Raw genomic sequence first — 23,419 nt, forward strand, 5'->3', positions numbered from 1 at the left:
GATACGCAGGCGAACGGAAAGGGTGAGTGCGGATGAAGCTGAATGAATTGCTGAAGAACGTGAACTATGAGTGGATTCAGGGAAGATTGGATCAGGATGTACAAGCCATTCATTATGATTCCAGAGAGGTGTCCGAGCAAGGCACATTATTCGTAGCGATCTGTGGCTTCGAGACGGACGGGCACCAGTATGTTGCAGCAGCGTTGGCAGCAGGCGCTACAGTGCTTATTGTGGAACGCGACATGCATCTGCCGGAACCGGTAACGATCCTCAAGGTGAAGGATGCCCGAATTGCACTCGCGCAGGTGTCCGCGGCCTTCTATCGTCATCCGACAGAGCAGATGCACTTGATTGGCATCACGGGCACTAATGGCAAGACGTCCACCGCATGGATGATCAAATCCATCTATGAGCAAACGGAGGGCGCTGTCGGCTGTATCAGCACCTTAGGCACTTTCCTCGGAGCGGACATGCTTCCCCAGTCTCACACGACGCCGGAAGCTCCAGTGCTGCAGCATCGGTTCCATCAAATGAAAGAGGCGGGGATTGACCATTGCGTCATGGAAGTCTCATCCCACGCCTTGCATCTCCACCGGGTTGACGGTAGTCTTTTTGACACTGCGGTCTTTACGAATCTGACGCCAGATCATCTGGAGCTGCACCAGACAATGGAGCATTATTATGAAACCAAAGCCAAGCTGTTCGCGATGACAGCCAAGCATAATATTATTAATCTTGATGATCCCTATGGCCAGCGGCTAGCTGAAGCGTGCAAGCCGATGGATGCTGAGTATATCACCTATGGCATAGAGAACGATGCTGATCTGACGGCCTCCGCGATTCACTATGGAGAGCATCATAGCGAATACCTTCTGGATACGCCTTCGGGCTCGGTACTAATCCGGGTGCCACTGCCGGGACGCGTCAATATATACAATAGTCTCGCAGCCGCGGCGGCGGCCTATGCAGATGGCGTGCCGCTGCAGATGATCCAGAAGGGACTGGGAGCCCTTCGTGGCATCAAGGGACGGTTCGAGGTTGTACACCAGGATGCCGAGCTGAAGGTAGTCGTCGATTTTGCGCATACCGAGGATGGCTTGGAACAAGCCCTGCGTACGCTCCGGCCGCATGTTGCAGGACGGTTAATCGTGGTATTTGGCGTCTATGCAGATGGCAGTGCGGCTGGCAGGGCGAAGCGGCTGGCCATGGGCAAGGTGGCGGACCGGTGGGCAGACCTCGCGGTGATCACAACGGATAATCCCAAGTGCCAGTCCCCCGCGATGTCAATCAGTGACATTCTCGCCGGTATGGATCCAAGGCGGCACCTGGCCTATGCGGACCGCAAGCAAGCGATCGAAGCAGCGCTTCAGATAAGCAGGAGAGGGGATGTTATTTTGCTGGCGGGCAAAGGACATGAAACGGTTCAAAAGATCGGCAACGGAGCAGAGCCGTTTCATGAGGCAGAAATTGTACAAGCTTTCGTGCAACACAGACTGACAACCCATGATATACTGGAAGGATCATCCCGATAATCTATGATAGAAAGCTTGGTGTCCTTCCTTTGACCCGAATGATGCATCTGCAAGCGCTCAAGCATCCCGACCGCGCGCATTATGAATGGTCTGGCGAGTGGCTGGAGCAAAACGAGGAATATGTCATGGTTCTGTGCAAGCCCGGCCGCAAGCTGGTGCACCACACCAAGAACAGCGTGTTCACCATTGACAATACATCGCTGGAGTTATTTTTCTTAAAAGAATGGTTCACGGTAGCCATCGGCATTGAGAATGGACAGGCCGTTTCCTATTACTGCAATGTGGCTATGCCTTCCATTATTACAGGAGACAACGTGTCCTTTGTGGATCTGGACCTAGATCTGATCAAGCGCCCCGGCGGTGACTGGCAGGTGGTCGATGAGGACGAGTTTGCTGCCAATAGTGTAACGTTTGCGTATTCCCCTGAGCTTCAGGCCAGAGCCAGAGAGGCATTGGCCCATCTGGTGGAGCGAGCGCGCAGCGGCCGTTTTCCTTTTGACGACAGTGTGCTGTCGCATCTGCCTGCCAGCTGAATTCACTAGCAACAAGCGCCCCCGCATTTGGCTCGGAAGCCAAATGCGGGGGCGCTTTGTTAACTTCATTATATTGAAATATCGAACACGCTGAGCTCGGTTATTTTGTCTATACCGGTCCGCGAGAGCGCTCGGGCAGTAACAACGTGCATGCTGTTCTCTGTCCATGCGGCGTGCCATGTCGTCTGCTCAAGACGGAACGTAGCAAGCGTTCGTCCATCCTCGCGGTCTAAGATTGACAGATATTCGCCATGTACCTTCTCGCCTTCATAATGGTGAATGACGGCAAGCTTACGGCCATCGGGACTGGGTACGACGTGGACAAAAGTTGGCGGGTCCTCTGCATTGGTTAATGGATAGCGCTGCTGCTCGGAACCATTCTCAAGGCTGAACAGGACAACGTCCCCCTGTGGCCTGTCGGCATGGACAAACAACGCGCTGTCAGGAATAACTAAGGAGCGCTCCGTATAAGCATCTGGCAGCTCGAACAGCTCAGAGACAGTCACGTGGGGACCGTCCAGGACGCGTACCACTTGTCCGTCAGCAATCGTTGCAATCAACCCTGTTCCACGCTCGTCGGCACAGCGTGCCGGTTCGGCCTGACCATAACAGAATAATGCGATTTCACGGCCATCAGGCGAGAGGTGGGCCGTCTGCGCTGGATAGTCCATGGGCAGTTCGTAGAGCGGCTGGTCTTGGCCGCTATCCGGGTTGAACAGCCGTGCGCTAATGGTCCCGTTCCAGAGACGTTGCTCCGAACTCGCCATCTCACCGCCAATTACTATAATCTGGCCATCGGTGCCGGTTGCGAGCGAGAAGCTGCCATTGGGCAGCAGGCTGAAATCAGTCAGCTCTGTCACCTGACTCGGCTCGCAAGGCTGGTCGAAGGAGCAGTGGTCCTTCGATGAGTTGAAGAACACTAAGGCACTGATACCAAGAGCGAGTGCGGCGACAGCACCGCCTATTTTTAGCTTGCGATTTACACTCATCGCGCAGGCTTAACCGTCTTGGCTTCATGCTCTTCAGCATTCAGCTTGGCGATTAGCTTATCCCCTTCGACATCGAGGTTAGGCAGCAGGCGGTCCAGCCACTTCGGCAGCCACCAGGCTTTGTCGCCGAACAGGGCCATGACAGCCGGCACCAATGCCATACGAATGAAAAAGGCATCAATCAGAATACCAATCGCCAAGGCAAAGCCGATTTGCTTGATCATAATATCATGGGTGAATATGAAGCCGGCGAATACAGCGACCATGATGACAGCTGCTGCAACAACGACACGGCTAGCTTGTTCGTAACCATGGATGACACTCTTGCTGCCGTGGTGTCCATGAACATAGGATTCACGCATCGAGGAGACCAGGAATACCTGATAGTCCATAGCCAGACCGTATAGAATGCCCGTTACCATAATTGGAATAAAGCTGAGCAGCGGACCACCCGTATCGAAACCGAACAGTTGGTTGAACCATCCCCATTGGAAGACAGCCGTAGTAATGCCGAACGTAGCAAGGATACTGAGCAAGAATCCGACGGTAGCCTTAACCGGAACGATAATCGAACGGAAAACCAGCAGCAGGATGATGATTGACAAGAGTACAATGATCCCAATGTAAATTGGGAAGACCTCTGCCAGCTTGGATGACATATCAATATTAATGGCCGTAAAACCAGTTACACCGATGTTCACGTCATACGCTTGGGCAAAGGCCGAATCCGGTGCACGAAGGGCAGTGACCAAGTCTTTGGTTTCCGCATCGGTCGGGCCCGTATTCGGAATCAAGCTAAGAATGGCGATCGTTCCATCCGGGTTCATGCCCAGAGGAGAGACAACAGAGACGTTGTCGACACCTTGGATGTCCTGTACCAGTTGGCCCATTACTTGCGGAGTAATCGCTCCACCCTCAGTAGCAGGCTCCGCCACTAGAACTAATGGACCGTTGAAGCCTTCTCCGAACCCATCAGAAATTGCATCATAGCTCTGTCTGGCTGAGGTGTCGAGGTTGGCGGTTGCACCAGAAGGCATGCCCAGATTCATCTGAGTTACGGGAATCGCAGCAACGCCCAGGATTCCAATGATAACAACAATAACCAGCCAGCGGAAACGAACGATGCCTTTGACCCAGCGTGCCGCAAAGCCGTGACTTTGTGCACCTGCTTTGGCGCGCTTCTCGCGAGCGTTGGCAGAGACGATTCGTTCACCAACCAGCCCAAGCAGGGCAGGCAGCAAGGTAAGGGCAATCAGTACATTAATGAAGACGGTGGCTGAAGCGACAAGGGCCATCATGCTCAGGAATGAAATGCCGATAACGAGCATACCGCACAGGGCGATGATAACAGTCAGTCCGGCAAAGAATACGGCGCTGCCCGCGGTCCCTACCGCTCTTCCAGTCGCTTCATGCGCTGATAATCCCTGATCCAGAATCAGGCGACGCTGACGATTGACGATAAAGAGTGCGTAATCAATGCCGACGGCGAGGCCGATCATCAGCGCCAGAACTGGCGTGAAGGAGGTCATCGTCATAAAATTGGAGAGGGCAAAGGCGCCTCCGACTCCGATTCCGACACCTACCAGAGCGGTAATAATCGGTAAACCTGCGGCAATCAGGGAGCCCAACGTCATAATGAGGACAACCGCAGCTACGACGAGACCAATAATCTCATGGGCTCCAATTGGAATCTCAGGCGTCTGCAAGGAGTCGCTTGGCAAAGCGGTAATACCTGTTCCTTGCTCCACCTCTGTCAGAGCTTCAATGACGTCATCGGTTACACCGGGTGGCAGCGAGTTCTGTTGAACGGTGAATTGGAATTGGAACAGTCCAATACTACCATCAGTGGCAATCAGCATGCCAGGGACCGGCATGCCATCAATCATGAGTGGCATGTACGGTGGCAGTTCAGCTGGCATCTCCGCTGGCATCTCAGCCCCGGCACCCGGATCAGCAGCGCCTTGCTCAGCACCAGCTTGCAAGTCTGCTTCGCCTGCACCCTGCTCCGCTCCAGTCGGCATACCGCCTCCCATATCAGGCATACCTTCCATTGCACCGCTCTGAGCAGCTGCAGCTGCCAATTCAGCAGGATTAATCACATACTCCAGTTCATAAACTTGATTAATGGTTTCCAGGATGGCACCGATCCGCTCGGGCGTATCCAGGCGCTCTCCCTCAGCAACTGTAAAGACAACGCTCGCTTGACCGCCAGAGGCTTCCGGCAGCTCAGCCTCGAGCTTATCAAGAACTTTTTGGGCTTCAGTGCCTTCAATCTTGATATCGGTACTGACGTTGATGCCATTCACGCCAAGCATCGCCAGCACGAAGCCAAGAATTACGATCCAACTCGTGATGACATACCATGGCTTGGCATAAGCTTTCTTACCTAGTTGATACAGAAAAGTTGACATACAGTAGATTTCTCTCCCTTAGCACTGATATTCTGGTCTCTACTTAAAACCCGTTACGCAAATAGCCGTACAAGGTATCCAAATATTGTTCAAACGGAGTGGCATCCTCTTTCTCATCCGCGACCGAATCCGGCAGGCGGACATTCAAGCTTCCATCGATAACAGGCATAATCGCACCATATAACGCGCCGGTCAGCATCTGCACATATCCCTCCGGATAGCGGCCCTGGGCCATCGCACCCAGTTGCTCTTGCGCCTCAACCTGCAGGCTTCGAAAGGCATTCAAGATGTAAGGCTCCAGAGAAGGGTGATGCTTCGACAGATCGATGACGTGACGCATCTTGGCGAACAGGTCTGCGGTAAGCTGTAATTTCAACAACGAATAGAGCTTGTCAAGAAAAGGCATTTCGTTGTCCAGGCTCGCTAGTATATGCTCGGCTTCCTTTTCCTTGCCCCGATCGAACAAAATGGCTGCGGTGGCGACAGCTTCTTCTTTGCAGGAGAAGTGATTGGCAAAGGTGCGCCGGGAATACCCGGCCAGCTGCACGACGTCATCGACGACAAAGCCGTCCATACCGCGATCCATAGCCAGCTCAAATGCTGCGTCCGCCAGTGCGTGTGCAGTGGCTTCTTTTTTGATATCACGCAAGCTTCTAGTATTCATTAGGTGAAAGTTTCGTCCTCCTTTTCCAGACGTATCTTGAATAACTAAGCTATACTTTAACACTTCGTTGCCCAATGTGCAATATTGCCTGAAAGGCAACTTGTGATTAAATATTGAACATGTGCTTCGCTTTAACGCATTGTATAAAACCCTTCTTATCCGACCACCCTATGGGGACTGTCATTTGCCGTTGGAGCGGCGAGAAGGGAAGATGCGTTTATGGCAAGCCGTAATTATAAAGCATTGATCGCCACGGCTTCCGTGCCGTTGATCATGACCTTGGGCAACTCGATCTTGATTCCTGTACTACCTACGCTGCAGCGGGTGCTCAAGGTCAGTTCGCTTCAGATCAGTATGCTTATCACAGTGTACTCGGTAGCAGCCATTCTGATGATTCCGCTGGCGGGTTACCTGTCTGACCGTTTCGGACGCAAGAGAATTATGATACCGAGCTTGATTATTGCCGGCGTAGGCGGATTGGTGTCCGGTCTGGCTCCTTTGTTTGCTGGAGAGGCTGTCTATGGCGTTATACTGGCAGGCCGGCTCATCCAAGGGATTGGAGCGGCTGGTGCCGCGCCTATTGTTATGCCGCTGGTTGGCGATATGTATAAGAGCGAGAAGGAGGTCAGCGGTGCTTTAGGAATTGTTGAGACCTCTAACACCCTCGGCAAAGTAGTCAGTCCCATTCTTGGCGCCTTGCTTGCTTTATGGACGTGGACGGCACTTTTTTTATCCATTCCCATCTTCTGTTTGGTCTCCATATTGCTGATTCTGTTCTTCATCCACGTTCCGTCCCGAGATAATAAGCAGCAAGCCCAGAGCATTCGGGACTTTGTAGCGACACTGGTAAAGACAGCCAAGGCTGAGGGGCGCTGGTTATCCGCCATCTTCATCATCGGTGCGACAGCCATGCTGGTCTTATTCGGCGTGCTCTTCTATCTCTCCGAGGTATTGGAGGAGGTCTATAAAATGACTGGTGTATTGAAAGGGGCCATGTTGGCCATTCCATTGTCGGCGCTATGCCTCTCTTCTTATTTGTCCGGCAAATGGATCGGTGAGAGCAAGCCTCATATGAAATGGGTGTCACTGATTGGCCTGGCGCTCCTAACTGCAGCGCTAATCGTTATTGCCAGTACGGAATCACAGGCTATATGGCTGTTATTTCTGTGCATGGGTGTCGGCGGAATTGGAATTGGCGCAGCTCTGCCTTGTATGGACGCGCTCATTACGGAAGGGATCGACAAAGAGCAACGTGGAACAGTCACGTCGCTCTATAGCAGTATGCGGTTCATCGGCGTTGCTGCAGGACCACCCCTTGTTTCCATTGGCATGAGTCGGTTTCCGGACTGGTTGTTCTATGGCCTGGCGGGCCTTACGATTTTGTCCATCCTTTACGGATTGGTTGCCATCAAGCCGGGAGATGGATCAGAATCCGATCGAGAGCCTGCTCCAGCCAGATTGCAACAAAGCAAATCGCCCACTTGATCTTTTACATTTTTACAGAAGCTCCTATCGCATAAAACCACTTGTTCCATGCCATAGTAACGCTATGCGCGCTCACCCTGGCTTCAGGATCAAACGGAATATTTTATGTGGATGGAGGCAAATGATATGCCCACGAATACCGCGGACAGACTAGCTATTGCCGCTCTTGGCGGTGTCAGTGAAATTGGAAAAAATATGTATGTCATTCAATATGGCGAAGATATTATCGCAATTGATTGCGGCTCCAAATTCCCCGATGAAACTCTGCTAGGGATTGATGTTATCATTCCCGATGTCGGTTATCTGCTGGAGCACAGAGAGCAGGTGAAGGCGCTCATTGTCACGCATGGTCATGAGGATCATATCGGGGGCATTCCCTATCTTATCAAGCAATTAAACTTGCCCATCTATGCAACCAAGCTGACGCTCGGTCTGATTGAACGCAAGCTGGGGGAGCATGGGTTGCTCGACATCACAGAGCGCCATCAAATTGATGCGGCGAGTCGACTGGAGCTAGGGCAGCTGAATCTGACCTTTTTCCGAACCAACCATAGTATTCCGGACTGTCTTGGCATCGTGATTGGGACTCCGCAAGGAAATGTTGTTCATACGGGCGACTTCAAATTTGACTTGACCCCTGTCAACCAGCAGTATGCCGACATTCACAAGATGGCGGGGATCGGAGAGAAGGGCGTCTTGGCCTTGCTCTCCGAGAGCACGAATGCTGAGCGCCCCGGGTTCACCCCTTCGGAGAGCAATGTCGGCAAGCATATCATGAAGGCCTTCGAAGATGCGACAGGTAAAATATTTCTTGCAACATTTGCCTCGAACATTAATCGGTTGCAACAGGTGATTGACGCTGCACGGCATACGAACAGGCGGATTGCGCTGCTCGGCAGAAGTATGGTAAATGCCGTTGAAATCGCGGCTCCGCTGGGCTATCTGCAGCTCCAGCCAGATATGCTGATTGAGGCCCAGGATGTTGGCCGGTACGCCCCGCATGAAGTGGTTGTTCTGTGTACAGGCAGCCAGGGGGAGCCCGCTGCAGCACTGGCCCGTCTAGCCAGCGGGACGCATCGTCAAGTCGAGGTACTGCCAGGTGATACCGTTATTATTGCTGCTACGCCAATTCCGGGCAATGAGCGCAATGTCGCCAAAGTGGTGGATCATTTATTTGACCGCAAAGCTCACGTCATCTATGGCTCCGGATCAGTAACCGGGATGCATGTCTCGGGACATGCCAGTCAGGAAGAGCTGAAGCTGATGCTGACTCTGATGAAGCCCAAGTATTTCATCCCGGTTCACGGTGAATTGCGTATGCTGCACCAGCACCGTCAGTTGGCAGAGGCAGTAGGTGTGGAACCGCAGCACATCTTCATTCTGGGCAACGGCGATGTCGTGGATATTGAGGGTGGCTCCGCCCGGCAGACACGCAAGATTCACAGCGGCGATACACTGGTGGACGGTCTGGGGATCGGCGATGTGGGCAACATCGTGCTGCGGGACCGCAAGGTGCTCTCCGAGGACGGCATCCTTATCGTCATCTTGTCCCTCAACCGCGTTGATGGACGCATGGTTGTCTCCAAATCCGATATCATCTCCCGAGGCTTCGTTTATGTCAGGGAGTCGGAGGGACTGATGGAGGAGGTCGGCCGTCGTGCAGTTGCCGCCATTACCCAACTGCAAGAGAACCGCACGAATTCCTGGTCCTTGTACAAACAGTCAGTGAAGGAAGCGGTGGGCAAGTTCGTCTATGCCGAGACAAAACGTCGCCCGATGATTCTGCCGATTATTATACAGGTCTAGCTAAGCGGATTTCCTCTACAGCTCGCCGCGGGCTTGGAAGCGCAGGGGAGTCGGGGTAGCCGGCACGGAACGTGAAGATGCAGGGCTGTCCGGAGAGACCTGGCAGCTGGCTGTAACCCTCGCCGAATGCCGAGGGTTGGCCCAGCTGACGGTCTCGGTCGATCCGTTCATGAGGTTGATTGAGCGGCTGCATGGCTATGCCCATCCGAGTGGCCAACAGCTGAATCCGCTGCCAGAGTCGCCCGGCGGCTACTAGCTGCCGGCGATCCGAGGGATCGGGTATGGAAATGCCGCCGAAGGCAGCGGCCGTCGGCACCTGCGTGTCTCTGGTTGACCCCAGCCAGTAATCGTGGGCCGTCTGTTCGGATACCGGAATTAGCTTGCCAACTGCCCGGACGAGGAAGCCGTTGCCTGTCGCATCCAGCGTGGTACCGTCTTTGCGGAGCTGCAGCTCATCCCAGCTCTCTCGATACCACCGGTGACTGTCTCGCGCCTGCTGTTCATCAGCGATAATCGCTTCGGTGGCTTGGATGATCAGGTCACCGACTTTTTGTTTGTCCTCGGCAGAGGTCCACCAGTGCAGCCGTGGTCCATCTCGATCTTGTAATGCAGCGAGCTCGCTCAGTACTTGATTCTCCATCGGTCGCGCTGTATCGTAGGCGCCTCTGTTCGTGTGCCGCTCAGGAATCGCCTCGTAGAGTGCAGCATGTGCAGAGCTTAATCCAAGTGAATGGTCTTGCATCTGCAGCCGGGCTACGTGAACCTGACGGAAATCGCCGCCATACACCGTCTCTTGCCAGCTGTGGTTGTGGGCAGCGGCTGTAACATGAAGATTCTCCAGGAAGCAGCCGAGGCTGAGGTACATTTCTCTATAGAACGGATCGATAGAACCGATATTGCGCGAGAGGTCCATATACACATCCAGAGTATCTCCGTCCACAGAGACCAGCCAAGGCTGTGTATTATGGGCGTTGGAGGCAAGAATAGCCGAGGCAAGTCCTCCCTCCAGCGGTTCACCTGCTGCTTGTGCGGCAGACCATTGCCTCCAGCCCGCGTATGCGGGTCCTTTTCCGGTGGAGAATACACCCCGGTTGATTGAACCCCATAATCCGCCGCTTGCGAGTAGAATGCCTCCGCCCGCTACTGCTTTTAGAAACGTACGACGGGAAAGGTTTGTTGGTGTTTTTTGCTCAGTGGTTTGCGTCTTCGTCATCAGGCTTTGCTCCTTCATTCAGATAAGGACGCAGCACGGTCAATAGCACTGCGATGCCTTCCTCCATTTGTTGTTCTGTCACTTCCATGCCATTCATCTCTACAAAACCGAGCCAATTGTTGGCGATCATCCAGCACGCCGCCAGCAACCTCCTCAATTGTTCCGGCTCCTCCAGACCTCTTAGGATGCCGGCCTCCGCAATTTGCCTGGCAAAGGCAGCCTGATCTACAAATCGCTGTTCAGTCATTCGAATATGACGTGATTTGAGCTCCCCATCCAAGCCAAGCAACACGATAGCTTCCCTGTAGAAGAAGCGATATTCCCATAGCAGGGTGTAGTTCAGGCGGAGCTTGCCCAGGAAACCATCCAGGGTAACAGGCTCTTCCGCAGCAAAGGTCCAGACCTCGTCCCAGCGGGTATACATCTGATCCAGAATGGCTCCGATGATCTCCGTTTTGTTGCGATAGTGGTAATACAAATTGCCGGGACTGATGCCTGCCGCCTTGGCAATATGATTGGTGGACACCTGTCCGGTGCCCTGTTGGTTAAACAACTGGACAGCGGCAGTCAGAATTTTGGTGCGTGTGGACATAGACATCTCCACCTCTAAATTAGAGTAATTACTCTAATTCTATCAGGGCTTATCTTTTTTGGCAAGTTGGGTGAGGCTGAAGAGAACATGCGAACTGAAGTATGGGGTGGTACAATGAGTGGAGACAGCACGCGTAGAAAGAAGGAGAATAGGGACTCATGTATGAGCTGAAAACCAAAGAAAATGACAACAGTGTACTGGAGTATATCGAATCGGTAGAACATCCGGGACGGCGGGAAGATGCTTACAGGCTGCTAGATCTATTCACCGAAACGAGTGGCTTTCCTGCGCGGATGTGGGGGAAGAGTATGATCGGCTTCGGCGCATATCATTATCGGTATGCCTCCGGTCATGAGGGCGATGCAGCGTTAGTTGCCTTTGCGCCAGGCAAGGCACGGATCAGCCTGTACCTCTCCAGCTGTGACCCAGATCGGGAAGAGCTGCTGGAGAAGCTGGGCAAGCACAAGGCGGGCAAAGGCTGCGTCTATATCAATAAAGTCGCCGATATCGACCCTGAGGTGTTGAAGGCCTTGATCACACATACGATTGAGCACCTACAGGCCACATATCCGGCCAATTCCGGGACTTAAACGTCAACAGCCTTTCTCCCGCAGCAAGCGGAAGAAAGGCTGCTTTTTTGGGGGAGCTCAGCGTCCACGGCGTCTAACTATAATCTCAGCACTCCCGACGTGTACAGCAGTACGAACAGCATCAGAATAGGCGCAATGTACCGGAGGCTGAACAGCCACAATCGGAACCAGGACGACCGCAAGCCACTGGCCTCGGCAACGTTCTTCCAGCGGTACCCGGCAAATATCGCAATCAGGACACCGATGAGCGGCAGTAGAATGTTGGAGGTAATGAAGTCAATCCAATCGAATAGGTTGCGCCCGCCAATCATTAGACCGGGCACCAATCCGTTGGACAGGCCCAGCGGCACGCCGAACAAGAAGCAGATGACAGCTACGGTCCATACCGAACGCGTCCGGCTCCAGCCCCACTGTTCCTTGGCAAAAGCGACGGGTACCTCTAGAATGGAAACCGCAGAGGTGATAGCGGCAATGGCCAGCAGGACGAAGAATAATCCGCCGAACAGCCAGCCTAGCGGCATCGCCGAGAAGGCGGCCGGAAGTGCGATGAAGACCAGGCTCGCCCCCTCGTCCGGAGCAATCCCGAAGGAAAACGTCGTCGGGAAGATGATCAAGCCAGCGATGAGCGCATAGATCAGATCACCGGCACCAATGGCTACGGTGGCTGTGCCCAGCGACTGACGCTTGTCCACGTATGCGCCATAGGTCATCAGGATCCCCATACCCAGGGACAGGGAGAAGAAGGCGTGTCCCAGGGCAATCAGCGCAGACTCCGGGGAGAGCTCGGAGAAATCCGGCTGCAGGAAGAACGAGACTCCTTCCGAAGCCCCAGGCAGTGTCAACGAACGGATCATGAGCAGCACCAGCAAGACCGCCATGGCCGGAATAAGAATCTTGTTGAATTTCTCAATGCCGGCGCTTACGCCTTTGGCGATGACCCAGCCGACCAGCACCATGGAGACAGCTTGCCAGATCAGCGGCCAGTAGCTGGAGCTGAAGGCGGTGAAGGTGCTGCCGAAGTCATCATTGGCAAACAGCTGTCCGCTGAAGGCCAGGATCGAGTAGTGAAGGGTCCAGCCGACAACGATGATATAGAAGGACAAAATCAGAAATGGTGTCAGCACCTGCAGCAGTCCGGCTCCCCGCCAGACGGGACCGCCCCCTAGCCGCACGAAGGACGAGGCGGCGCTTGCCCGGCCGCTCCGGCCAATGGCCAGCTCAGCGAGCAGGACGGGGAGGCCGACCAGAATCAGACAGACGATAAACAGCAGGAAAAAAGCGGCCCCGCCATTTTCACCGGTTATGTAAGGGAATTTCCACAAGTTGCCGAGACCGACAGAGCTGCCGATCGCCGCAATGATGAAGCCGACTTGCGAGAAGCGTTCTGTGGTGCTGCCGGCTCGATGATTGCTATTAGCCATACAATACCCCCTGAAGGAATGAAGTCGTATTGAGTTCATGGTTGCCATGGCACCGGACATTTATTCCAGCGACTGGCAGCAGAAATGAATCAATCGCTTTCATCTTTTAACCATGATGGATGGCTTTTATGCAGAATGAGAGTGTTTGGGAGAATAGGGCAGGGCTATTCATGATCGGGGAAGACACGGTGAGTAGGAGATTGCCGAGAAAAATAAGCGATGGCTGTCTGTCATTCCTGACAAGCTAGATGTCAGGAATCCCTCATTATAATTGAAGTTGTGAGCAAGATGTACAACTTTTTAATAATGGAGGTAAGAGCAATGACGATCTTAGTAACAGGTGCGACGGGGACGGTGGGGAGACATCTGGTAGAGCAATTGCTGAGTAAGGGAGAACAGGTGAGAGCCTTGTCGCGGAATCCAGAGCGTGCGGGTTTGCCACCAGCGGCAGAAGTGGTGAAGGGCGATTTAATGGAGCCGGCCTCGCTCATACCAGCGCTTACTGGCGTACAGGCGATGTATCTGTTTCCGTCAAGTGATCAGGAGGGCGCTGCGCTGGAGACGCCGCCGGAGGTGGTGAAGCTGGTCGCAGAAGCCGGTGTGCAGCGGATGACGTATCTGACGCTGTATGGCAGTGGGCCTGTGGAAGAAGCGATTCAGGCGAGTGGGATGCAGTGGACCTTCCTGCAGCCGGTAGGCTTCATGGCCAATGCGCTCGATGACTGGCAGGCCTGGGTTCGTAAGAAAGGAGAGGTGTCGGTATTCGGCGGCCACGTGCGGACAGCCATCATCCATGAGGCGGATATTGCCGCAGTTGCGTCGGTGACTCTGCTGGAGCCGGGGCACCATGAGCGGTGCTACACGTTGACTGGACCTGAGCTCATCTCGCCGCAAGAGCAAGTCGCGCTGATCAGCCAAGCGATCGGCCGCCCGATTGCCTTCATCAGCTTGTCTGAGCAGGAAGCGCGGGCACGCTGGGAAGATCAAGGCTACGATGAAGAAACCATCGCCTTCTTCGTCGAAATGAACAGCACGCCGCCCGAAATCGCGACAACCGTAGCACCCACAGTCGAACAAATAACCGGCCGCCCGGCCCAGTCCTTCGCCACCTGGGTGGAGCAGCACCGCCAGGCATTCCTATAGAAGCAAAAACGGGACGTCCCGTTTACACCCCCGGTGGGCACCTCCAAGTAAACTTTCTTTAACTGCAGCTTGGTTTGCTCCCCCGGTGGGCACCTCCAAGTAAACTTTCTTTAACTGCAGCTCGGTTTGCCCCTCCGGTGTGCGCCTCCAAGTAAACTTTCTTTAACTGCAGCTCCGTCCGCACCCCGTCAGCTGTCCCCAGGCATGAGAAAGTGGGGGGTGAGCCCAAGAGAGGATGTTAGGGTGAAGGATGTGATGAGAGTTAGGCGGACATAGCCCAAGCGGAGGCGCGGGAGTTCGGCAGGTTACTTAAGAATCGGAGAAAGTACGACATGCGGCCGTCCAACGAACACGAAATTTCGAGTATAGTGGTCCCCAAGCCATCGTGTGCACCTGGTGGACATGAAATTTCGAAAATAATTAGTCCCCGAGCCTCCATCGGCCACCGATAAGCACGAAATTTCGAATATAATTGCTCCCCAAGCAGTCGTCAACCGCCAATAAGCATGAAATTTCGAATATGATTGGTCCCGCCGCCGCCAACTACCCGACTGTTTCCACCAGCCAGCTAATCACACGCGTCCCCACGCATCAAATTAGTTCCTTGCCCGGGCATCGCCCCTCCTCACCCAACCTAGCTCCATCAGCCAATCAAACGCCACTCCCGACACTCAACCGTGCTCCACCGACCACTAAACGGCTCTTACTCCCCGGTAAGCTGCTGCACCGGGATGACGATGTCCTCCAAAACGAGGAATTGGTCGTCGCGTTCCGGCTTGCCGGAGCCGGCGATTTCCTGGCCGTGCTCGTCGATGCCACCGTGGTTCTCCGCGGTATAGACGTACAAGCGGAGCGTAGGGGTCACGATTAGCTCAGTTGCTTGAGGATCGAGCTTCTCGAAGGTGTGGCTGAATTTCCATTCCATCCCGCCGTCTTTCTCCTTGCCGCTACCGCCGTTCCCCTCACCAGCATACACGTGACCAAGGTTGTCGCGAACCTCGAATTCCACATCGACATCGTCCCATGCCGAATATAGGTCTTGGGCAATCAACGTTTCGTAATAAAGCATGAACGACATCGGCGACATGGAGAGACGGTCCAGCGTCAACTGAACACCCGAAGCCTCCACTGCATGCCCGACCATCTGCACCTGTTGGTCTGTTGCATCGAGCGCTACTGCGAAGCTCCATCGACCTTCGATGCGTTCATGGGTGTCACCTACAATGACCGCTTCAATGGGCCAATTCAGTTTTACGCTGTCGACTCCGTTGTGATCGATACTGCTGGTACGAATGATACCGGCATATTTACCGGCATCGATTTTAATGATGCTCTGTGAACCGCCGCCACCACTAGATCCCCGAAAAGACGGGGTGCCACTAATCATGGGCTGCTCGCCGAGATCCCTGTCGCTCTCGAGCGTGTAGGTCAAGGTTGCCACTTTGCCATCGAAAATCGCATCTCCCAGCGTAATCGTAATGCCCTTGCTCTCAGCACTCATGTTCATCTCGGTGGAGTATTCTTTATAATGTTCGAACAGGCCGCTCTGCGCACTGAGCCGGTCGGCCAGCTTGAAGACATCACCGATTAAAGGGATGCCAGCCGCATAAGCAGGGAACGTAATTCCCGTCGCGACCCCACCAACGGCAAGCAACATAACGGCTGCCGCCGAGTTGTGCCTCCACTTGCTTCGCTTCGGCTCACGCCGGATCGAGGCATGCAGCGACTGCTTCACCCGTTGGTGTTCAAGCTCATTGACCTCCACGTCCTCCACCTCCTGTACCTCCACCTTCAGATGATTCAACTGTTTGTATAGCTCCTTGTCCTTCATACCGTATATCCTCCCAGCCCCATATGATGTGCTTTCTCCTGCAGCTTCTTTTTGCCTCGGAACACCCGATTGTCCACCGCGGTTCGCGTCAGTCCCAGCTTCGCTGCAATGTCGTCCGTCCGCATGCCGAGCAGGTACTTCATGGTGAAAATATCCCGGTCCGTCTCGCTGAGCTGATGCAGCAGCTGTATGATGTCTGCTTGCTCCTCCGCAAGCAGCAGCTCTTGCTCGGCAGATGCTGTCTGCAGGATGTCAAGGTTCGTATCTCCGGCAACCTGCGCCTGCCGGCGGACCTGTTTGCGATAGGCGTCGATTGCCTTGAATCGGGCGATGGCATAGATCCATTTTCTGAAATCCTCCGAATTGCCACGAAAGGAATCGGCATGCTGCCATACCGAAAGGAAGCTATCATTGATGCACTCGTCGATCAGACCGTCGTTTCGGAGCGGCCCCAGAACCTTGATGATAGTTCCTTTGACGAGAGGTAGATAGCTATCAACGATATAATCCAGAGCGTCCGGTTTGTGGCGCTGCAGACGCCGGATAAAATTCGTGTCATTTGTTTTCATGCGTCGCGGGTCCCCTTCATAACGTTGTAAGAGCTCTTACACCCTAAACAACGCAGGAGGCGGGTATAATCTCTCAGGTATCTTGAACAATAAGCATGAGATTAGCAATTCAGAAGAAAACTAGGGGTGTTATGCCATGGTATACTACTGCATGTGCTAGCAAGAATCCGGAATTAGGGCTCCGATGAAGAGAAGGAAGAGAAGAGGGGATGAACGTGGAACAAACCAATGAACCGGACCACCATACGTCTGCCTTCGGCAGCAAAAGCAACCGGCTGATCGTGCTCGTGATGGTGCTCGGCGTATTCGTGGCCATTCTGAACGAAACCCTGTTAAATGTTGCACTGACACCGATTATGAATGATCTTGGCGTATCTCCTAATATAGCACAGTGGTTGTCCACCGGCTATCTGTTGGTCATCGCGGTCCTCATTCCAGCAACAGCGTTTTTGATCCAACGTTTCACGACCAGAGGCTTGTTCCTCAGCGCAATGGGCTGCTTCACGGCGGGGACGCTGATTGCGGCGCTGTCGCCCAGCTTCGGTTGGCTGCTCGTGGGCCGGATCGTTCAAGCCGGGGGGACGGCGCTCATGTTCCCGCTGCTGACGAATGTCGTGCTGGCTATCGTACCGATGGCCAAGCGCGGGGCAGCGATGGGCACGATCGGCATCGTCATCACCTTTGCGCCAGCGATCGGACCGACGCTCTCGGGGTTGATCGTCGCGCATTACAGCTGGCGGCTGCTGTTCTATGCCGTGCTGCCGATTGCTTTATTTGTCATCGTCTTTGCGTACTTTCGCTTGGGCAATGTGACAGATCCTCGCCCGACAAGGCTCGACCCGCTGTCGATGCTACTCTCGGCCGTTGGCTTCGGCGGTATTGTCTATGGCTTCAGCAGCGCGGGCGAAGGTCATGGCGAGTGGGGAGCACCGGCAGTCTGGCTGCCTATTGCCATAGGTGCGGCTTCGCTCCTAGTGTTTATCGTCAAGCAATTACGCATGCGGGAGCCGATGCTCGACCTCCGCGCGTTCAAGCATTCGATGTTCAGCCTCGCAGTTGTCATCATGCTGATCGTCATGATGGCGATGTTCTCCACGATGATGCTAATTCCGATCTTCCTCCAGAATGCGCTCGCCTATACACCATTGGAAGCGGGACTGGCGATGCTGCCAGGCGGGGTCGTCATGGGCATTATGTCACCGGTGACCGGCCGCTTATTCGACCGCTTCGGTGCCAGAGGATTGGCGATCGTCGGGCTGTTGCTCATGTCTGCGTCCCTGATCGGGTTTGCTTCCATGACGCTGGCGGTGTCCTATGTCACCATCATGGCACTGAATATGTTCTTCATGCTGGGCATCTCAATGCTGATGATGCCGATTATGACCAACGGGCTAAATGGTCTCCCACGCCTGCTCTACCCGCACGGCACAGCAATTACAGGAACCATCCAACAGGTCGGCGGTGCCGTCGGGATGGCGCTGCTGGTGACGATCATGACCACGCGATCAGAGCAATTCGTCCAGCAGGAGGGAGCTTCCGTTCCAGTCGAACAGCTCCAAGCACTGGCGATGACCGCCGGGATGAAGCAGGCGTTTCTACTGGCGCTTGGTCTGGTCGCTCTGGCTCTGGTACTGGCGCTATTCTTCCTCCGCCGCACGCAGCCAGACGACAGCGACAAATTGGAGGGTGTACCGGCACACTGAGGATCCCTGGCCGCAAAAAATAGCCCCCATCTCGAATGAGGTGGGGGCTGTTTTTTGCTTTTATTTATAATAAGAAGTCGTCAGCGGGACAAATACTTTTCCTCCGGCTTCAACATCCGCATGGATGAACAACTCTTGAACGCCGCCGATATCAATTTCAATGGTTTTCAGTCCCTCTCCTACAGCGATTGTCTCGGTTTTCAAGACAATATCTTTGCCGCTGTCATTAATCTTGAGGGTCTCAATGTCATGACCGATGGCAGCAATCTGCAGGACCAGCTTCTGATACTTCCCTTTGGGATACAGCATGAAGGAGCTGCCGCGATTACTCGGTGCGTTATCGAAGAAGACCTCTTTGTAATCCTTGCCGTTAAAGGTGGTCAGTGCAGGATCTTTGGTATGGTACATATTATTAAAGCCATCGGCAATCGGGGTACCTTCGGATTTTTCGCCAAGGGAAATCGTTTTAGTCTGAGGATCATAGGAAATGGCTACGTCGAGTGCGTTGGAGATCGCCCGAACCGGGAGATACGTTGTTCCATTATAGGTAATTGGAAGGGTAGGGACGCCCTTATCATTGGCTGGAACATAATCTTTGCCATGCAACTTGAATTTCAGCCCCGAATCAAAAAAAGCCTTGATTTCTTGCAAATTTGAAGCGGCCAATGCGCCCGCACTGCTGCCTACCAGCATACTTGCAACTGCAATGGAGGCAATCCATTTCTTCTTCAACCTAGTCACTCCTCGATCATATTAGAATGGATAAATTCTTAAAGACTAGGATAATTATACTGGGCGTGATAGGTATACACAAGGAGCTTTAGTCTCGAAAAAAAGCCCCGGAATCCCAATTCCAGGGGCTGCGCGTTACGATATAAATATCATTTATAATAGTAGTCCGGAATATCCGCCCAGCGCTTCTTCAGCTCATGTGCTGCTGCTTTGGGCTTGCGGTCCCGGGTGAACACGCCTTTCTTGTTGCCCTGGACCCGGAAGATGCCTTGGCTCGTGTTGAAGTCCGCGAAATTCCAGACATGCTCGCCTACGAAATTCCGGCACTGGTCGAAGCTCTTGTGATTGGCTTCCAGGAAGCGGACTTGGAACTCCTCTGTGAACATGACCGGATCGACATCATGGAAGCCGGCGATCGTGTCCGCGCCATATTCGGTCATGATAATCGGCTTGTCCGGGAACAGCTGCTGCCACTCGTCGAGCTCCTGCGACAGCTGGAGACTGGCGATCTCCCATTCGCCGCCTTCCACATACCAACCGTAATACCGGTTTAGACACAGCACATCGATCAGCTTGGAGATTTTGCAATGGGACGTGCCTTTGCCGACCATGGTGACGATGGTGACAGGACGGTGCTGGGGATCCAGCTCTTTGGTTAACCGGACCAGCGGCTCGAAGTAATCGTCCGCCCCTTCCTCATCAGCTGCAGGCTCATTAGCAATCGACCACATGACCACGCAGGCGTGATTTTTATCGCGAGCGATCAGTTCCCGGATGGCTGCCTGGTGGGCTTCCTTGGTCTGAATCTCCTCCCACGTCTTACGCTTCTTCGCATTGGACAAGGTAGCCATGAAATTGAGATGCAAGCCGACGGCTGCGACTTCATCAATAACGACCAGCCCTTCCCGGTCCGCCAGACGCATGATTTCCTCGGAATACGGATAGTGGGAGGTGCGGAATGAGTTGGCATTCATCCACTTCATCAGCCCAAAATCCATCACGTTGGCTGGCTCATTCAACGCGCGACCATGAATTGGCGTATCCTCATGCTTGCCGAAGCCCTTGAAGTAGAATGGCTTGCCATTAATCAGAAACTGGCCGTCACGCACCTCGACTGACCGGACACCGAATGGCAGCTCATACGTATCGTGCACATTGCCTTCCTTGCGGAGCTGGACCTGCAGCTTATACAAGTACGCATGCATGGGCTCCCACAGGTGCACTTGCGCAATCTCTATCGTTCCCAGGCTGCCAGTAGCTGTAGCGACGACCTGCTGGGCTTCGTCGATGACGGAGACCACAACGTCTGCGTCCCCCTGATAGTCAATGCTATAACCGACATTCGCGTTCTCGCCCAGCAGCTCGTGGGTCAGCGTAATGTCGCGGACGTAACTGGCAGGCGTGCTATAGATTTTGACTGGACGATGGATGCCCGCATAGTTAAAGAAGTCAAAATTCGGCTGATTGCGGACCACCTTTCCAATACCATCAATGTCCCGCTCTACCAGTTTGCCGACCGGCAGCGTCGATTCATCGAGGATGTTGTTGACTGCGACGGTCAGGCGATTGGCGCCATGTCGCAGCAAGGCATTAATCTCGGCCTCAAAAGGCGTATACCCGCCAGTATGCTCGGCAGCCAATTCGCCATTCATGTACACCTTGGCCTTGTGTGTGACAGAGCCGAAACGAAGGACGATCCGCTGGCTGAGCAGTAGCGAAGGGACTGTAAATTCTTGTTCATACCAGACCCAGCCCACATGATTGCGAATCTCGGAGGTCGCACCTGCATCATTGAACGAAGAAGGAACCGCCATCGGCATAGGTTCAACCAGCTTGTCTCGGTACCATTGATCAGCCAGGCCGTTGCCCAGATCAAGCTTGAACTTCCAGATGCCATTCAGGTCAATCACGGTTCGGGACTCCGTTACGATAGGATACAACATGAATTCATCACCTCAGGGTTAGAATGGAACACCTGCCGCGCGGGCGGCAGGTGCGAATGAGTTTAAGATTTCGAGTCAATCACCTTTTGAATACGGGTTTGTGCGTTCTGGATCGTGGTCTCCAGATCCTGACCGGAGAGCATCAGGCGATCAAATTCCTCAGTATAGATTTTCTCCAGCTCCGCGTGGTAAGGCACGGCCACTTTTGGACTTGTGGTCTTGGTGTTGTTCAGAACGTAGAGCAGCGATTCTTTGTCAATCATCTCCGGCGTTTTGGTGCCAGCAATCATCGCATCCAAGACTTGATTCAAATCGGCATCCTTCCAGGATGGGAAAGCCTTGCCTTGCAGCACAATTCCTTCGGTCGAGAACCAGCGGACGAAGGTATAGGCTGCTTCCTTATGCTTGGACTTGCTGTAGATGGACAGCACGTCACTGCCGACATTGGATGAAATCTCATCCTCCGCATTCATTTTTGGCAGGGGAGCAAATACGCTGCGGAAGTTGGCTGGAACGGTATCCGTGCCTCCCAGCTCAGGTACAAGGAACGAACCCATCACAATCATGCTCGTATCCTGGTTGAAATACTGCGGGCGGTAATTCAGCTTCTGGCTGATCACCTCGGAATATGGGGTCGCCGAGCCCTCTTGCTCCCCGCGCAGACGAAGCTCCAGCGATTTGCGGACCAGCGGATTATCCACGTTAGCTGTCGTGCCATCATCGGTCGTCAGGTTGGCATTCTCCTGGCTGCCCGTATTCGTTACAAAGTAGGCGAACATAGGCCAGCTGTGGAAGTAAGTCCCGTAGCGGGTCTTGCCACCTTCGCTCTTGGTCATCGCTTTGGCATAATCCATGTACTCATCCCAGGTCCAGTCGGTAGGCAGCTCAAGCCCCGCTTCCTTCAGATGATCCTCGTTAATGATCGTGAAAAATGTTGAGGATTTACCTGGCAGGCCATAGTAAGTACCATCAATGCTGGTATCGGAATTATATTCTGCACTCGGGTCGACATTGTCGTTGTCCAGGTAGGTGTCTAGCGGCTCAATCATACCCAGCTCCACGCGCTGCGACAGGAAGGTCATGTTACTGAACATGATGACATCCAGATCATCGCCGCCGGCAGCTGCCAGATCCAGTTTCTTGTAATATTCATTGGAGTTGTTATCTTCCGCAGACACGAACTCGACTTTGATATTGGGATGCTGCTTTTCGAATTCCTCGATAACGACATCCCAGTTGTCTGCTTTTTTGGCATACCAGCTCGAGAGCTTGATGGTGACCTGATCGTTTGAACCCGTGCCCGTACCTTCTTCAGCAGGCGTATTGCCTGGCGATGCGGAGGAGCAGCCGGCGGCCACCATAGCCATAATGATCAGAGATGCAGCCCAACCCTTGTGTTTCATTGTAAACATGTCATTTCCCCCTTATTTATCCTTTGACACTTCCCATAGCCACGCCTTCGATAACCTGCTTTTGGCCAATGATGAAGATGATCAACAATGGTAAGATCGCCGAGACGGCACCAGCCATCATGAGCGAGTAGAACTCTCCGCTGAAATCCGCGAATTTGCGAATCCCCAGTTGCAGAGTGAAGAGCGCGTCGGTACGCAGGAAGATGAGCGGATTCTGGTAATCGTTCCAGGTCCAGATGAACCGCAGAATCATGTAGGTGGCCAGAGCGGGCTTGACCAGCGGCAGGGCGATTCGGGCAAAAATGGTCCAGTGCCCAGCCGCATCAATGCGAGCCGACTCAATGATTTCATTGTGTACCCCCATGAAAAACTGGCGCAGCAGGAACGTGCCTAGTACACTGGACGCTGCAAGAAGAACAAGACCTGCATGGCTGTCGAACAGCCCAATCCAGCGATACATAATGAATTGAGGCACCAGGATCGCCTGGGTTGGAATCATAAAGGTCGCCAGCACGATGAGGAAGAAGGAATCTCGGCCCTTAAAATTTACTTTGGAGAAGCCGTAAGCCGCCATGGCGGATACGATCAGCGATACAGCTGTCGACATGAGCGTAACTTTGATGCTGTTCCAATAATAGAGCGCAAATGGTACAGCCCCCGCCCACACCTGGGTGTAGTTCTCGATGGCATTCCACCGCTCAGGGATCCACTTAATCGGATAGGTCATCACGTCCAGCTCGGGTTTGAACGAAGCGGATAACATCCATAAAAAGGGCAAGATAAACAGTATGCCCGCCGCTCCCATCAAGAGCGTTACAAGTACACGGTCAGGCCGGATCGTCAGCATGTT

Annotated in this window: 19 protein-coding genes; 7 read left to right on the forward strand and 12 right to left on the reverse strand. The window is 53.7% G+C overall.

Annotation, left to right across the window (positions count from 1 at the left end):
• Positions 1–32: 32 nt before the first annotated feature.
• Together F556_RS34230 and F556_RS0116070 are read left to right on the forward strand one after the other, a co-directional pair.
• A complete protein-coding gene (locus F556_RS34230; RefSeq protein WP_020618001.1) occupies positions 33–1,532 on the forward strand; it encodes a UDP-N-acetylmuramoyl-L-alanyl-D-glutamate--2,6-diaminopimelate ligase in 1,500 nt (499 codons plus the stop codon).
• Positions 1,533–1,570: 38 nt separating this feature from the next.
• Positions 1,571–2,065 (forward strand): DUF402 domain-containing protein, encoded by a 495-nt coding sequence (locus F556_RS0116070; protein ID WP_020618002.1) that lies wholly within the window; start codon positions 1,571–1,573, stop codon positions 2,063–2,065.
• Positions 2,066–2,133: 68 nt separating this feature from the next.
• Here F556_RS0116070 and F556_RS0116075 read toward each other — a convergent pair whose 3' ends face one another.
• The 3 genes from F556_RS0116075 to F556_RS0116085 are packed head-to-tail and all read right to left on the reverse strand — an operon-like array spanning position 2,134 to position 6,129.
• Positions 2,134–3,054 (reverse strand): WD40 repeat domain-containing protein, encoded by a 921-nt coding sequence (locus F556_RS0116075; RefSeq protein ID WP_020618003.1) that lies wholly within the window; start codon positions 3,052–3,054, stop codon positions 2,134–2,136.
• Positions 3,051–5,465 carry an MMPL family transporter gene (locus F556_RS0116080; RefSeq protein WP_020618004.1) on the reverse strand — a complete coding sequence of 805 codons (2,415 nt, stop codon included), beginning with the start codon at positions 5,463–5,465 and terminating at the stop codon, positions 3,051–3,053. Before F556_RS0116080 ends, F556_RS0116075 begins: the two co-directional genes overlap by 4 nt.
• 43 nt (positions 5,466–5,508) lie before the next feature.
• The gene (locus F556_RS0116085; RefSeq protein WP_020618005.1) at positions 5,509–6,129 is read right to left on the reverse strand and encodes a TetR/AcrR family transcriptional regulator; all 621 of its coding nucleotides are present in this window, start codon (positions 6,127–6,129) and stop codon (positions 5,509–5,511) included.
• Between the two features lie 219 nt (positions 6,130–6,348).
• Between F556_RS0116085 and F556_RS0116090 the strand changes: the two genes are divergently transcribed.
• The gene (locus F556_RS0116090; RefSeq protein WP_020618006.1) at positions 6,349–7,614 is read left to right on the forward strand and encodes an MFS transporter; all 1,266 of its coding nucleotides are present in this window, start codon (positions 6,349–6,351) and stop codon (positions 7,612–7,614) included.
• A 126-nt stretch (positions 7,615–7,740) separates the two neighbouring features.
• Positions 7,741–9,420 carry a ribonuclease J gene (locus F556_RS0116095; protein WP_020618007.1) on the forward strand — a complete coding sequence of 560 codons (1,680 nt, stop codon included), beginning with the start codon at positions 7,741–7,743 and terminating at the stop codon, positions 9,418–9,420.
• Here the strand turns inward: F556_RS0116095 and F556_RS37165 are convergent.
• On the reverse strand, positions 9,407–10,633 hold the full coding sequence (locus F556_RS37165) for a twin-arginine translocation signal domain-containing protein (RefSeq protein WP_020618008.1): 1,227 nt from the start codon (positions 10,631–10,633) through the stop codon (positions 9,407–9,409). The genes F556_RS0116095 and F556_RS37165 overlap by 14 nt on opposite strands.
• Positions 10,611–11,225, reverse strand: coding sequence for a TetR/AcrR family transcriptional regulator (locus F556_RS36345; RefSeq protein WP_020618009.1), 615 nt, complete (start codon positions 11,223–11,225; stop codon positions 10,611–10,613). Before F556_RS36345 ends, F556_RS37165 begins: the two co-directional genes overlap by 23 nt.
• Positions 11,226–11,383: 158 nt before the next feature.
• Here F556_RS36345 and F556_RS0116110 point away from each other — a divergent pair, with 158 nt between their 5' ends.
• Entirely contained in the window at positions 11,384–11,815 is a 432-nt protein-coding gene (locus tag F556_RS0116110) for a DUF1801 domain-containing protein (RefSeq protein WP_020618010.1), read from the forward strand.
• Between the two features lie 77 nt (positions 11,816–11,892).
• Here the strand turns inward: F556_RS0116110 and F556_RS0116115 are convergent, their stop codons facing one another.
• Positions 11,893–13,236 carry a sodium-dependent transporter gene (locus F556_RS0116115; protein ID WP_020618011.1) on the reverse strand — a complete coding sequence of 448 codons (1,344 nt, stop codon included), beginning with the start codon at positions 13,234–13,236 and terminating at the stop codon, positions 11,893–11,895.
• Between the two features lie 321 nt (positions 13,237–13,557).
• On the opposite strand from F556_RS0116115, the gene F556_RS0116120 reads away from it, so the two are divergent.
• Positions 13,558–14,379, forward strand: coding sequence for an NAD(P)H-binding protein (locus tag F556_RS0116120; protein ID WP_020618012.1), 822 nt, complete (start codon positions 13,558–13,560; stop codon positions 14,377–14,379).
• A 703-nt stretch (positions 14,380–15,082) separates the two neighbouring features.
• Here F556_RS0116120 and F556_RS0116125 read toward each other — a convergent pair.
• Together F556_RS0116125 and F556_RS0116130 are read right to left on the reverse strand one after the other, a co-directional pair.
• Positions 15,083–16,210 carry a DUF4179 domain-containing protein gene (locus F556_RS0116125; RefSeq protein ID WP_020618013.1) on the reverse strand — a complete coding sequence of 376 codons (1,128 nt, stop codon included), beginning with the start codon at positions 16,208–16,210 and terminating at the stop codon, positions 15,083–15,085.
• Positions 16,207–16,779 carry a sigma-70 family RNA polymerase sigma factor gene (locus F556_RS0116130; RefSeq protein WP_020618014.1) on the reverse strand — a complete coding sequence of 191 codons (573 nt, stop codon included), beginning with the start codon at positions 16,777–16,779 and terminating at the stop codon, positions 16,207–16,209. The genes F556_RS0116125 and F556_RS0116130 overlap by 4 nt, the downstream gene beginning before the upstream one ends.
• 209 nt (positions 16,780–16,988) lie before the next feature.
• Between F556_RS0116130 and F556_RS0116135 the strand changes: the two genes are divergently transcribed.
• Entirely contained in the window at positions 16,989–18,482 is a 1,494-nt protein-coding gene (locus F556_RS0116135; protein ID WP_020618015.1) for a DHA2 family efflux MFS transporter permease subunit, read from the forward strand.
• Between the two features lie 60 nt (positions 18,483–18,542).
• Here F556_RS0116135 and F556_RS0116140 read toward each other — a convergent pair whose 3' ends face one another.
• From F556_RS0116140 to F556_RS0116155, 4 genes are all read right to left on the reverse strand, one after another.
• Positions 18,543–19,214 (reverse strand): stalk domain-containing protein, encoded by a 672-nt coding sequence (locus F556_RS0116140; protein ID WP_020618016.1) that lies wholly within the window; start codon positions 19,212–19,214, stop codon positions 18,543–18,545.
• A 149-nt stretch (positions 19,215–19,363) separates the two neighbouring features.
• The gene (gene uidA / locus F556_RS0116145; protein ID WP_020618017.1) at positions 19,364–21,157 is read right to left on the reverse strand and encodes a beta-glucuronidase; all 1,794 of its coding nucleotides are present in this window, start codon (positions 21,155–21,157) and stop codon (positions 19,364–19,366) included.
• A gap of 62 nt (positions 21,158–21,219) precedes the next feature.
• Complete coding sequence (locus F556_RS0116150; RefSeq protein ID WP_020618018.1) at positions 21,220–22,569, reverse strand: ABC transporter substrate-binding protein; 1,350 nt, start codon at positions 22,567–22,569, stop codon at positions 21,220–21,222.
• 16 nt (positions 22,570–22,585) lie between these two features.
• Complete coding sequence (locus F556_RS0116155; RefSeq protein WP_020618019.1) at positions 22,586–23,416, reverse strand: carbohydrate ABC transporter permease; 831 nt, start codon at positions 23,414–23,416, stop codon at positions 22,586–22,588.
• Positions 23,417–23,419: the final 3 nt, after the last annotated feature.

Source organism: Paenibacillus daejeonensis DSM 15491, assembly GCF_000378385.1.
GTDB lineage: Bacteria > Bacillota > Bacilli > Paenibacillales > Paenibacillaceae > Paenibacillus_D > Paenibacillus_D daejeonensis.